The sequence below is a fragment of the Ruegeria sp. K3 genome (assembly GCF_056531845.1).
The window spans coordinates 105322-117194 of sequence record NZ_JBQFMM010000013.1; the positions used below are offsets into that span (position 1 = coordinate 105322).

The 11873-nt window shown below is 56.5% G+C and carries 10 protein-coding genes and 2 tRNA genes; 5 read left to right on the forward strand and 7 right to left on the reverse strand.

From position 1 onward, the window contains the following. Nucleotides 1-14: 14 nt before the first annotated feature. Nucleotides 15-1187: an MFS transporter gene (locus ACR0MP_RS19670; protein ID WP_170408755.1), complete on the reverse strand. Its 1173-nt coding sequence runs from the start codon at nt 1185-1187 to the stop codon at nt 15-17. Between the two features lie 145 nt (nt 1188-1332). Here ACR0MP_RS19670 and ACR0MP_RS19675 point away from each other — a divergent pair, with 145 nt between their 5' ends. Then, a complete protein-coding gene (locus tag ACR0MP_RS19675; RefSeq protein WP_480887650.1) occupies nt 1333-2475 on the forward strand; it encodes a DUF3095 domain-containing protein in 1143 nt (380 codons plus the stop codon). On the opposite strand, the gene ACR0MP_RS19680 is transcribed toward ACR0MP_RS19675, so the two are convergent. Further along, the gene (locus tag ACR0MP_RS19680; RefSeq protein WP_170408753.1) at nt 2472-3881 is read right to left on the reverse strand and encodes a pyridoxal-dependent decarboxylase; all 1410 of its coding nucleotides are present in this window, start codon (nt 3879-3881) and stop codon (nt 2472-2474) included. The two genes, ACR0MP_RS19675 and ACR0MP_RS19680, sit on opposite strands and share 4 nt — an antisense overlap. A gap of 127 nt (nt 3882-4008) precedes the next feature. Here ACR0MP_RS19680 and hpaR point away from each other — a divergent pair, with 127 nt between their 5' ends. Together hpaR and ACR0MP_RS19690 are read left to right on the forward strand one after the other, a co-directional pair. Then, on the forward strand, nt 4009-4443 hold the full coding sequence (gene hpaR / locus ACR0MP_RS19685; RefSeq protein WP_170408752.1) for a homoprotocatechuate degradation operon regulator HpaR: 435 nt from the start codon (nt 4009-4011) through the stop codon (nt 4441-4443). Between the two features lie 163 nt (nt 4444-4606). Continuing rightward, entirely contained in the window at nt 4607-5521 is a 915-nt protein-coding gene (locus ACR0MP_RS19690; RefSeq protein ID WP_170408751.1) for a helix-turn-helix transcriptional regulator, read from the forward strand. Here the strand turns inward: ACR0MP_RS19690 and ACR0MP_RS19695 are convergent. After that, nucleotides 5514-6728 (reverse strand): DNA glycosylase AlkZ-like family protein, encoded by a 1215-nt coding sequence (locus ACR0MP_RS19695; RefSeq protein ID WP_170408750.1) that lies wholly within the window; start codon nt 6726-6728, stop codon nt 5514-5516. The two genes, ACR0MP_RS19690 and ACR0MP_RS19695, sit on opposite strands and share 8 nt — an antisense overlap. Before the next feature lie 6 nt (nt 6729-6734). Beyond that, complete coding sequence (locus tag ACR0MP_RS19700; RefSeq protein ID WP_170399205.1) at nt 6735-7760, reverse strand: LacI family DNA-binding transcriptional regulator; 1026 nt, start codon at nt 7758-7760, stop codon at nt 6735-6737. A gap of 114 nt (nt 7761-7874) precedes the next feature. Here ACR0MP_RS19700 and ACR0MP_RS19705 point away from each other — a divergent pair. Then, nucleotides 7875-7951 (forward strand) — tRNA-Arg (locus ACR0MP_RS19705). 88 nt (nt 7952-8039) lie between these two features. On the opposite strand, the gene hmgA is transcribed toward ACR0MP_RS19705, so the two are convergent. Then, nucleotides 8040-9401 carry a homogentisate 1,2-dioxygenase gene (gene hmgA / locus ACR0MP_RS19710; protein WP_480887653.1) on the reverse strand — a complete coding sequence of 454 codons (1362 nt, stop codon included), beginning with the start codon at nt 9399-9401 and terminating at the stop codon, nt 8040-8042. Between the two features lie 310 nt (nt 9402-9711). Beyond that, nucleotides 9712-9798, reverse strand: a tRNA-Leu gene (locus tag ACR0MP_RS19715). 198 nt (nt 9799-9996) lie between these two features. Between ACR0MP_RS19715 and ACR0MP_RS19720 the strand changes: the two genes are divergently transcribed. Next, nucleotides 9997-10980 (forward strand): complex I NDUFA9 subunit family protein, encoded by a 984-nt coding sequence (locus ACR0MP_RS19720; RefSeq protein ID WP_170515229.1) that lies wholly within the window; start codon nt 9997-9999, stop codon nt 10978-10980. On the opposite strand, the gene ACR0MP_RS19725 is transcribed toward ACR0MP_RS19720, so the two are convergent. Then, nucleotides 10981-11784 (reverse strand): undecaprenyl-diphosphate phosphatase, encoded by an 804-nt coding sequence (locus tag ACR0MP_RS19725; protein WP_480887656.1) that lies wholly within the window; start codon nt 11782-11784, stop codon nt 10981-10983. Nucleotides 11785-11873: the final 89 nt, after the last annotated feature.

The window sequence follows — 11873 nt, forward strand, 5'->3', positions numbered from 1 at the left end:
GGCGGTCTCCGGTTTCAGTCCACGCTGTCCCGACTGAATAGATAGATCACACAGCCAATGGCAAGGGTGACTGCGAAAAATCCGAAGATCGCCGTATAAGGTGCGGAAGGGCTGATCCCGGCGCTGGCCGCATGGATGCGCCCGGTGGCAAATTGCGCCAGACCAACGCCGCCAACGCCAAAAAGGTTCAGCAGGGTAACGCCCCGCCCGACCAGATGCGGCGGCACGAAGGCCCGGCCATGGGCCATGATCACCGGAAAACTGGCGCCCAGAAAGCCGATCACTGCCAACAGCAGCACCGAGACCCAAACGCCGCTGTCAATCCACAGGCACAGCAGGCCCAGTGCTGCGACTCCCAAGGTATTACCGCCCAGGATCACCCATTTCCGGGTGCCCAGGATACGGTCCAGCGGCCCATAGGCGAAGGTTCCCGCGATCATCGCGGCCCCCATGATCAACGTTGCCGTCCCGATCTGAGCGGTGCTGAGCCCGAACACGTCATTCAAATACGGCCCGGCCCAAAGACCTCGGATCGCACCCGATGGCGCATAAGACACAAGCATGAGAGGCAGAATGGCCCAAAGTGCAGGTTCTTTCAGCAGGTCTAGAAGTGATCCTTTTTGCTCGGTTTTTACCTTTTCAGGGTCATGCACCGTCAGCCAGATCCCCGCAGCCACCGCAGCAGAGATAATCGCCAGACCGGCCAGCGTCGCGCGCCAGCCCATCAGCTCGACCGCCAGCGCCGTGGGGTATGAGGCGACCAGATTGCCGACAGATCCCACGCCCAGCATCACGGCGGCGAGCGTGGCGAATTTGGCAGGTGGAAACTCTCGTGCAAAGATATAGTAGGATGCCATCAGAACCGGCGAGCATCCTACCCCGATCAACGCCATGGCGAGCGCCACATGGAACGGGGTCGTTGCGACCGCGAACAGGCCAGCCCCGCCAGCCCCGCCGATCAGCAGCAGCACCGCAGAACTGCGCCGAGGACCGACGCGGTCCAGTGCCCAGCCCACAGGAATCTGCATCGCCGCAAAGATTAGAAACCAAAGACCTGAAGCAAAGGCGAGGTCTTCGGGTGTTGCGCCGATATCGCGTCCCAGATCAGTGGTCAAAACTGCCAGAAAAGCTCGGAAAAACTGGCTGAGTACATAGGCCAGACACAAGATCACCAAACCTGCCTGCATTTCTTGACCTATTGTCTAGCTGCGCCGCCCCGATGCTTTGCACGCCGCGTTGATCGGCACAAGTGCCATGATTGAATCGATTGGGGCGGACATTCTTCACAATTGAGCTATCATCACTGCAGATTTAGGATTTCCCGAGTGTGTTATGACCCTCTCAGACTCTGTATTTTATGCCTCCGTCCCCATTTCGGACAATTTCCTCAGCCTCAGTGACCCCGCGCAGTTCACACCTTTGCCAGAGACATGGGTTCTGGGCGTCGCCGATATCGTAGATTCGACCGGTGAAATCGCGCGGGGCCGGTACAAGACCGTCAACATGGTGGGGGCGGCCGTGATTTCAGGCATGATCAATGCGCTGGGCGGGCGCATATTCCCCTATGTCTTCGGTGGTGATGGTGCTGGATTCGCCGTATCGGACGAGGATGCCGAGATCGCGCGAGATACGCTGGCAACATTGCAAAGCTGGGCCGAAACGGAATTCTCAATCACTCTGCGTGCAGCGCTGGTTTCGGTGGCCGACATCCGCGCCGCTGGACGTGATCTGCGTGTTGCTCGCTTTGCGCCGTCCACCGGCGTTGACTATGCGATGTTTACCGGCGGGGGACTGGCCTGGGCCGAGGCTCAGATGAAATCCGGGCAACTTGTTGTGCAACCAGCCGGACCTGACGCGCAGCCCGATCTGACCGGCCTATCTTGTCGTTGGTCCAACAGTCCAGCGAGGGTTGGTCAGATCGTTTCACTGGTTATTCAGCCTACATCAGAGTCTAATGAGGCTGAATTCGCCGCCCTGACTCAATCCATCCTGTCCGTCGCCGAAGGGCTAGAACGCGCCGGTCACCCGGTTCCGGCCAAAGGACCTCCGATGAGTTTCCCTCCGCCCGGCGTCGATATCGATGCCCATGTCTCACGCGCGGGTCGGAATCTTCTGATGCAGAAAACACGCTTGATGATCGGGAATATGTTGATCGGCTTGTTGTTCAAAACCGGGATGCGCCTGGGTCAATTCGAACCCAAGCATTACAAGGAGATGGTCAGTAGCAACGCTGATTTCCGAAAGTTTGATGACGGTCTGAAAATGACGCTGGATTGTGACTCGAGCACGTTGGAACAGCTCACTCAGATGCTGGACGACGCGCAAACAAAAGGCAAAATCAGATATGGCATGCACGCCCAGCAAGAGGCGATGATGACCTGCTTTGTTCCCTCGGCCATGCGCGACGACCATGTGCATTTTGTTGACGGGGCCTCGGGGGGATACGCGCAGGCTGCAGCGTCAATGAGGGCCTAAAGCCCTCGAGCGATTTCAGTGATCACGTCATAGGCCATCATCACGTCCTGTTCTTTGGTTTCAAACTGACCTGCCTGAAAGCGGATGACCATATCGCCATCCACGCGGGTCTGTGTCAGGTAGATCCGCCCATCATCATTGATTGCATTCACCAGCCGCAGGTTCAGATCATCCAGATCGTCGGCCCCATCCGGCTCGTATCGGAAGGTCCAAAGAGACCACATTGGAGGCGTCACGATCCGAAAATCCGGTTCTGCTGCTAGACGGTCATGCAGCGCGCGCGACCAATTGACGTGATTCCGCAGCCGTTCGCGCAGCCCCTCCAGCCCATAGGTGCGGATGACGAACCACAGTTTCAGCGCGCGGAACCGACGTCCCAATGGCACCGACCATTCCGAGTAATTGATGATCCCGTCCTTGCCGTGGGTTTTCAGATATTCCGGGCTGATCGCAAGCGTGCGGACCAGATCATCGGGGTTTTTCAGGAAATGCGCACAGCAATCGAATTGCACGCCCAGCCACTTATGGGGATTGAATACAATGCTGTCGGCCTGATCGATCCCCGGCCAGTAGTGACGATATTCGGGGCAGATCATCGCCGACCCCGCCCAGGCTGCATCGACATGGGAATAAAGGCCGTATTTCTGTGCGATCGCAAGGCAGCGATCCACTGGATCAGTTGCCCCGGTTCCGGTCCCTCCAACACAAAGGATCACGCCCGCCGGGTGGAAACCAGTCTCTAAATCTGATTGAATCGCTGCTTCAAGCGCCTCGGGGTTCATTCCACGCCAATCACCTTGCACGGGGATGCGCACCAGATTGTCCTGTCCAATCCCCGCAACCCAGATTGCGCGGTCGATTGAGGTATGAACCTCGGAAGAGCAATAAATGCGCAGTGGCTTTTGACCGAACAGCCCCAGCGTGTTGCCCTGCCAGTTCATCGCCTTCTCGCGCATGGTCAGCACAGCCGCCAATGTCGCAGATGACGCCGAATCCTGAATGACCCCGGCAAAACCTTTGGGCAGGTCCAGCGCTTCGCGCAGCCAGTCCATCATTCGTGTTTCCATCTCGGTTGCGGCGGGCGAGGTCTGCCACAGCATACATTGCGGCGCGATGGCGCTGGCCAGGAACTCGGCCAGAACAGACGGGGCCGAGGCGTTCGAATTGAAGTAGGCGAAGAACCGAGGGTGTTGCCAATGGGTAATGCCGGGCATCACGATTTGTTCGAAATCATGAAAGATGTCCTCGATCGGCTCGCCCTGCTCAGGGGGATGCGCGGGCAGAGCGTTCAGGATATCGCCCGGCTCGGTCCGGGCGCGCACGGGCTTGTCGCCCACCCTCAGGTGATAGTCTTGCGTCCACTCGGCAACCTTCTTGCCCCAATCGGAGAATTCATTCCATTTCATCTTATCCGCCTCGGTAGCCTTTTTGTCAGTATCATATGCTAAACAAGTTAAGTAAAGTCCAGTAAACGAAACTCAACCACAACCAACGTTCTATTGCGAAATATTTGGAATTGCGCGAAAATTCCATATGTCAAAGAACTTACCACAGACGTCCCGATCATTGCCGATAGCGCTGTTGCGCGCTCGGGAAAGGGTGATGGGGCCTATTCGTGGTGTGCTAACGGATGCTGGCGTCACCGAGCAACAATGGCGCGTTCTGCGCGTTTTGCAGGAAGAAGGGCCTCAGGAGCCTACTCAGATCGCCGAGCGCGCCTGCCTCTTGTTGCCCAGCCTGACGCGCATTCTGAAAAAGCTAGAAGACAGCAAGCTGATCATGAGGCGGCCGGATACCAAAGACCGCCGCCGACAGATTGTCGAAATCAGCGAGAATGGGTTGCAAATTATCGACGCAAATCTGGCGGAAATGTTGGAGCTGGCGGAACACACCCGCTCTTTGCTCGGGGCAGAGCAGCACGAGAAGTTGCTGGACCTTCTGGTAGAGCTTCACCAGCTGGAAGGCTGAGCGCAATGCTCAGAACAGGCTCTAACCAAGTTGTTTGCCGTCGTTCAGACCTCGTTTTAGGCCCCAAACTATAAGCATTGTGGGCGGAGAAGGTAATATTCGTTGCCCGTAGATGGTTCGCGTCGTAGCCTCATCCTTACCTTTAACAAACGGTTCAATGCAGATGGATGGGCCCAAACCGCCAGAACCGGCACCGCCTGCACATATTGCAAAGCAGGATTTGAGCGAACGAGTGGGCGCGCGTGTACGCCGGGCGCGTCAAATGCGAGGCATCCCGCGCCGGATCCTGTCTGAGAACTCGGGCGTTTCCCCACGCTATTTGGCGCAGCTTGAGGCGGGTGAGGGCAACATCTCGATCGGCGTGTTGCACCGTGTCGCACAGGCACTGGATTACAAAGCCGAATGGTTGATTGGTGAAGATGATCCGTGGGATTCGGATGCTTTGCAGATAGTTGAGCTTTTCCGACAAGCCAGCGACGACGTCAAAGAAAGCGTCAGGCGTGCATTGCAACCTCACCCAGATGAGGATGCACGTGCGCATCGGGTTTGTCTGATTGGGTTACGCGGAGCGGGTAAGTCAACTCTTGGTGCTATGCTGGCCGCTGCACAAAGACTGACGTTTGTTGAGCTCACAGCCATGATTGAAGAGATGGCCGGCATGCCCATGTCTGAAGTGATGGCGTTCTACGGGCAAGACGGGTATCGCAATCTGGAAGCGCAGGCGCTGGATCGGGTGATTGCAGAGCATGATCGGGTCGTGCTGGCAGTCGCGGGCGGGATAGTATCAGAGCCTTCGACCTATGCTACCCTGCTTGGCCGGTTTCACACCATCTGGCTGCGCGCGTCACCGACCGAGCATATGGACCGCGTGCGCGCCCAAGGCGACGAACGCCCGATGGCTGGAAATCCCAAGGCGATGGAGCAGCTCAAGAACATATTGGCCAGTCGCGAGGCTTTGTATGGGCGGGCAAATGCGCAGCTAGATACATCGGGCAGGGCGCCCCATGTTTCGCTGAACGAGCTGCGCCTACTGATTGAGGAACAAGGTTTCCTGATCGAAAAATTGGGTTCTATTTAGGATCTTTCAGCCAATCCTTTTCAAATTCCACCCCGTCCAGTTCCGCAAATCGCCGTACCCGGTCCAATTCGGCCTGCAGGCGGCGGGTTCTTGCGTCAGACCAACGCACCGACCGTTCTGGCCATACGGATCGGACTTGCAACAGTCCACGGTCTCGCTGGGCCTTCATGTCGATGCGTCCGATCAACCGGTGCCCTTCAAGCAACGGAAAGACATAATAGCCGTAGGTACGCTTGGGTTCGGGTACGAACACCTCGATCCGATAGTGGAATCCGAACAACCGCTCGGCCCGGTTCCGGTCACGCAACATAGGGTCAAAAGGGCTGAGAACTCTGATCCGGCCCGGCGCATCGGGCAGCTCTGTAGCGTGTTCACATAGACCGGGGCGGGCGAACACTTTTCGTTCCCGCCCGTCTGCGCATTCGGCGCAGATCTCTTCGATTTCACCCTGTGTTAGAGCCTGTTGGCACCAGGATTTTGCCTCGGCAGCGCTTACCGTATCCCAGAACGCGGCAAGCTCTCCCGATGTGGCGAACCCCAGCCGGTCGAGTGCGGCGTTACACAACCAATCCACAGTTTCATTTGCGTCGCAATGCAAATTGCCGGGGCAAAGTTGAGTTTCTATAACCCGCTCTGTCAGATCATAGCGTTTCTGAAACCCATCGCGTCCAACCACGGTCAGCGCGCCGGATCGCCAGAGATATTCCAGCGCGGTCTTGGATGGATGCCAGTCCCACCAACCGCCAGATCCCTTTTTCTCGTCTTTTCCGACATCGGACGAGCCAACCGGACCATGGTCGCGGATATGTTGTAGGACGGTTTCGAACTTTTGCTCAAACCCGTCACGCCGCCAGTTCTTCCAGCGGGCTTTCAACATGTCGGCATCGCGCAGGAACCGCAGATGCCAATGGCGATAGAATTCCATTGGGATCACCGCCGCATCGTGCGTCCAATGCTCAAACAGCGCGCGGTCGCGTTCATAGAGGTGTTTGAGGTGGCGCGCGCGATAGCTGGGCTTACGCGCATATAGGATCATGTCATGCGCGCGAGCGACGGTGTTGATACTGTCGAGCTGGACAAACCCTAAACGATGGATCAGCTGTAACAAGTCATCGCCTTTGGAACTTCCAGCAGGCTGTTCCAAAAGCGCGTGCCGATCCATGAACAGCGCCCGCGCCGCGCGGTTGTCCAGACGTTGCTGCGCCATCGGGAGTTATCGCCGTTTCAGCGTGTCGCCATAGCTGATTTTGGGGGTCAGGGTAACACGGGTTTCAACCTCGGAATCCGGATCGGCCAACTTCGCCGCAATGATCTCGGCCGCGGTGCGCCCAATCTCGGTCCGGCAGGCATCCATGGTGGCCAGCTTGCGTGGTAGTCCCTGCAGCAGCTCCACATTGTTGAATCCGGCCAAACCGATCTGACCGGGCACATCGATCCCTTGGTCCAGCAAATACAGCAGCCCACCCGCGCCGATCATATCGTTGGAATAATACAGAAAATCCAACTCGGGCGAGCGTTCCAGCATCGCTTGTGTCATCTCGCGCCCCTTGGCCAGCGCTGAGCCACCCGAATAAAATTCACGGTCCTCAATCTCGATCCCGTGCTTGCCCAATACTTCGGTGAAGCCTTCGAACCGTTTACGGGCACGGTGGTCTAACGGCATCTTGGTGCCCATAAACCCGATATGCTCATAGCCCGCCTTCAGGATTGCCTGCGCCATTTCGCGCCCGGCGCGGCGGTGAGAGATTCCCACCATCGCATCCACCGGTTTGCCATCAGTATCCATGATCTCGACCACCGGTATGCCAGCTGAATCCAGCATAGCGCGCGCGGCTTCGGTATGCTCCAGTCCGGCAATGATCACGCCTGAGGGCCGCCACGAGAGCATCTCGTACAGCACTTTTTCTTCTTTTTCTGGCAGATAGTCCGTGACGCCAACCACCGGCTGCAGTTCAGTATCTTCCAGCACCTGATTGATACCGGTTAGAACTTCGGGGAAGACCATATTTGACAATGACGGGATGATCACAGCGACCAGATTCACCCGACTTGACGCCAATGCTCCCGCGATCTTGTTGGGCACATATCCCAACTCTTTTGCGGCGGCCAAAACACGGGTACGGGTGGCATCCGACACATCCCCGCGATTACGTAGCACCCGGCTAACGGTCATTTCGGATACTCCGGACGCTTCCGAGACATCACGAAGGGTAAGCGGGCGTTTTGTTTCTGTTGTCACCGAGATACCTGCATTGTTTGTTTGGCCGATGGTAGCGTGAACAGGGCGAATTGTTCAACTGTTGTGCAAAGCCCATGACAATCTGAAAAAACCCCGCTAGAGAAAACGACGCGCGGCCCCGTGGCTCAACTGGATAGAGCAGCCCCCTCCTAAGGGGCAGGTTGCAGGTTCGAATCCTGCCGGGGTCGCCAAGCTTTTCTGAACGTACCCGATTAAATGCGTTACAGATCAAGCGTTCTAATTCTCTGCCCTTTGGGAGACGAAGGAATTATACCCTCGTCACTTCTTGCCGGGTGTGCCGTCGAATTTCTTTTCGATGTCGCTCCAACAGTCGATGTAATCGTCCTGCAGTGGTGCCTCATTGGCGGCGAACGCTGTGAGATGCTGCGGAAAGCGGGTTTCGAACATGAAGGACATGGTGTTTTCCAGCTTGTCTGGCCCCAGGTTTGAATTCGACGCCTTTTCAAAGGCTTCGCGATCCGGTCCATGGGGCAGCATCATGTTGTGCAGGCTCATACCGCCGGGAATAAAGCCCTGCGGTTTCGCATCATATTGGCCGTAAATATTGCCCATCAGTTCGGACATGATGTTCTTGTGGTACCAGGGCGGACGGAAGGTATCTTCCATGACCATCCAGCGCTCGCGAAACAGAACAAAGTCGATATTGGCGGTGCCGGGCTGGCCTGAAGGTGCGGTTAGAACGGTGAAAATCGACGGATCCGGATGATCGAACAGGATGGCTCCGACCGGGCAATATGTACGCAGGTCGTATTTGACGGGTGCATAGTTGCCGTGCCACGCCACCACGTCCAGCGGGCTGTGACCGATTTTGGTCTGGTGAAACTGACCGCACCATTTGACGGTCACGGTTGAGGGCACTTCGCGGTCCTCAAACGCCGCGACCGGTGCTTTGAAATCACGCGGGTTGGCCATGCAGTTGGCGCCGATCGGGCCGCGGCCAGGCAGTTCGAATTTCTGGCCGTAGTTTTCGCACACGAACCCGCGCGCAGGGCCTTCCACGACTTCGACCCGGTAGACAAGGCCGCGTGGAATGATAGCGATTTCCTTGGGTTCAAGGTCGATGATCCCTAATTCGGTGTAGAATCTCAGAACGCCCTCTTGCGGCACCACCAGCAGCTCGGAGTCAGCCGAGAAGAAGTAATCATCCTGCATTGAAGTATTCACCATATAGATATGGCTGGCCATCCCGACCTGAGTGTTCACATCCCCGGCAGTGGTCATGGTGTGCATGCCCGTGACCCAGGTTGTCTGTTCACCGGTATGGGGCACCGGATCCCAGCGGTACTGTCCCAAGCTGACAACGTCAGGATCTACATTGGGCGCTGATTTCCAATAGGGAACATCGATTTTTTCATAGCGATGTGAATGCTTTACCGACGGGCGGATACGATAGCACCAGGTACGCTCGTTCTGGTGCGAAGGTGCCGTGAACGCAGTGCCTGAAAGCTGCTCACCATAGAGGCCGTAATTGCATTTCTGCGGGCTGTTCATACCCTGGGGCAGAGCATCAGGAAGCGCTTCAGTTTCGTAATCGTTGCCAAAGCCCGGCATGTACCCTTCGTGCGGCCCTTTCAAGGATGGGGCAACTGTCATGCGTTCATTCTTGGTCGGCTCATTCATTTTGCACGTTCCTTCCGGACAGATACGATCGAATTTAATCGGTGTGGTAATAGTTGACTTTGTAACTAACAAGCGTGACGGGAAGGTATCTTCAAAAAAGATGAGTTTGATTTGCAGGAAATTGCCATAGCCTTGCACCATGTCCTTCTTCGACTGGCAAAAGGTAGTGCAACAGAGATTGTTAATTCCGCTACCTGCGGGTCAATTTTCGGGGTCAAACAAAGAAATTGTCTCAGACAGGCCAAACCAGTCTAATTGTACATCGGTCAAGTGACCGGAAGTGCTAGGGGTTCAAATTTTATGGAAAATTTGGTGCCCAGGAGAGGACTCGAACCTCCACGTCCATACGGACACTAGCACCTGAAGCTAGCGCGTCTACCAATTCCGCCACCTGGGCAGGTGTCGTGGAGGGGCGTTTAAGCTGACTGGCAGGGGGCGTCAACCAGATTCGGGGGTGTTTTTGAAAGTTTTTTGATGCGTGCCCCAACTTCTGGTTCACGCGACGGATTTTCAGAGAAGCGCGGCGTTATTGCGCCTTGTTCGACGGGCTCGTGGGCGCTAGATCAATTCAGACCAAGACAGCAGGAGCGCCATCATGTCGAAACTCGTCACGATTTACGGTGGATCGGGCTTTGTCGGCCGATATATCGCGCGGCGTATGGCTGCAGAAGGCTGGCGTGTCCGCGTCGCTGTGCGGCGGCCCAATGAAGCGATGTTCGTCAGACCCTATGGCGCGGTTGGTCAGGTCGAGCCTATCTTGTGCAATATCCGTGATGACGCCTCGGTCGCTGCAGCGATGCATGGTGTGGACGCCGTGGTGAATTGCGTCGGCGTATTGAATGAGCTGGGCAAGAATGCGTTCGACGCAGTGCAGGCCGAAGGTGCCGAACGGATCGCCCGGCTGGCGGCCGCTCAGGGTATTGACCGCATGGTCCATATCTCGGCCATTGGTGCGGATCCCGAATCCGACAGCGAATATGCGCGCACCAAAGCGCAGGGCGAGGCGGGCGTTTTGCAACACATGCCGGGCGCCGTCATTCTGCGCCCATCAGTCATTTTCGGCACCGAAGACCAGTTTTTCAACCGCTTCGCAGGAATGACACGGATGAGCCCGTTCCTGCCGCTTGTTGGGGCGGAAACGAAATTTCAACCTGTCTATGTCGATGATGTTGCGCAAGCGGCAGTTCAAGGCGTTCTGGGCAAAGCGTCTGCCGGTGTTTATGAACTGGGCGGGCCAGAGGTAAAGAGTTTCCGCGCCTTGATGCAGCAGATGCTCGACGTAATTCATCGCCGCCGGATCATCATCGGGATGCCTTTCTGGGCGGCGAAAATCATGGCGGGTGTGTTGGATATCGCGAAGTTCGTCAGTTTTCAGTTGTTTCCGAACAATATCCTGACCCGTGACCAACTTAAGAATCTGCGGCGCGATAATGTGGTGGCGGATGACGCTAAAGGTTTTTCGGACCTCGGGATCGAGCCCGCAACGTTGGAGTCGGTGCTGCCAGAATATCTGTGGAAATTCCGCCCTGCGGGTCAGTATGACGATATTCAGAACTCGGCCAAGAACCTGCGCATCTGATCAGCTATAGGCGATCATTAGCAGTATTGCTCCGAGGATGACCCGGTAGATCACATAGGGTGTGAAACTGACGCTGCGCAGAAGCCGCATCATCAGGTTAAGCGCGATCAGAGCCGAAACAAAGGCGAAGGCTGCGGCAATCGCGCCGTCCTTGGCCAGCTGTGTATCCGCCTCACGGACGACATCGATCGAAAGCAGGACGCCCGAAGCGATGATCGTTGGTATCGACATCAGCATGGCAATCCGCGCACCATCTTCGCGTGTATAGCCAAGCTGACGAGCGCCTGTGATCGTAATCCCCGAGCGTGAAGTCCCCGGGATTAAGGCCAACATCTGCCACAGCCCCATGATCATTGCGTCCTTTAAGCCCCAGTCCGAACTACGTTTGGTTTGTACCCCCTTTTGATCCATCCAATACAGCACTAACCCGAAGCCAAGCATCGCCCATCCGATGACGGCGACTGAACGCAGAGCCTGCTCAAGCCCCGTCAGGTACACGATCCCGCCCGCAATGACTGTCGGAATCGTGGCGATGACCAAGCCCAGTGCCAACCGCGCCTGAGGCGTCTCAATTCGTCCTCGGATAATTTGTGGTATCCCGGCTAGGGCTTGTTTCACATCTGACCAGAAATAAAGAATAACCGCGCCAAGTGTTCCTACATGGACGGCGACATCGATTGCCAGGCCTTGATCAACCGCGCCAGTCAGGCGGGGCAACAGGATCAGGTGCCCGGATGAAGATACAGGCAAGAATTCGGTGACGCCCTGAATGATCGCCACAAGAATCAAGTGAAAAAGGCTCATCTGCTCTGCCGGTACCGTGCTCGTTTTGTTGAGAACAATGGGTATAAGCGGGCAACGGGAAAGTGAAGTGCTCAGATAGGTCCGAATCG

Excerpts from the sequence above, each read along its gene's own strand:
- ACR0MP_RS19720 (WP_170515229.1), top strand. The coding sequence starts at position 9,997 with ATGTCGAAACTCGTCACGATTTACGGTGGATCGGGCTTTGTCGGCCGA.
- ACR0MP_RS19725 (WP_480887656.1), bottom strand. The coding sequence starts at position 11,784 with ATGAGCCTTTTTCACTTGATTCTTGTGGCGATCATTCAGGGCGTCACC.
- ACR0MP_RS19690 (WP_170408751.1), top strand. The coding sequence starts at position 4,607 with ATGGATGGGCCCAAACCGCCAGAACCGGCACCGCCTGCACATATTGCA.
- ACR0MP_RS19680 (WP_170408753.1), bottom strand. The coding sequence starts at position 3,881 with ATGAAATGGAATGAATTCTCCGATTGGGGCAAGAAGGTTGCCGAGTGG.
- ACR0MP_RS19670 (WP_170408755.1), bottom strand. The coding sequence starts at position 1,187 with ATGCAGGCAGGTTTGGTGATCTTGTGTCTGGCCTATGTACTCAGCCAG.
- hmgA (WP_480887653.1), bottom strand. The coding sequence starts at position 9,401 with ATGAATGAGCCGACCAAGAATGAACGCATGACAGTTGCCCCATCCTTG.
- ACR0MP_RS19675 (WP_480887650.1), top strand. The coding sequence starts at position 1,333 with ATGACCCTCTCAGACTCTGTATTTTATGCCTCCGTCCCCATTTCGGAC.
- hpaR (WP_170408752.1), top strand. The coding sequence starts at position 4,009 with ATGTCAAAGAACTTACCACAGACGTCCCGATCATTGCCGATAGCGCTG.
- ACR0MP_RS19695 (WP_170408750.1), bottom strand. The coding sequence starts at position 6,728 with ATGGCGCAGCAACGTCTGGACAACCGCGCGGCGCGGGCGCTGTTCATG.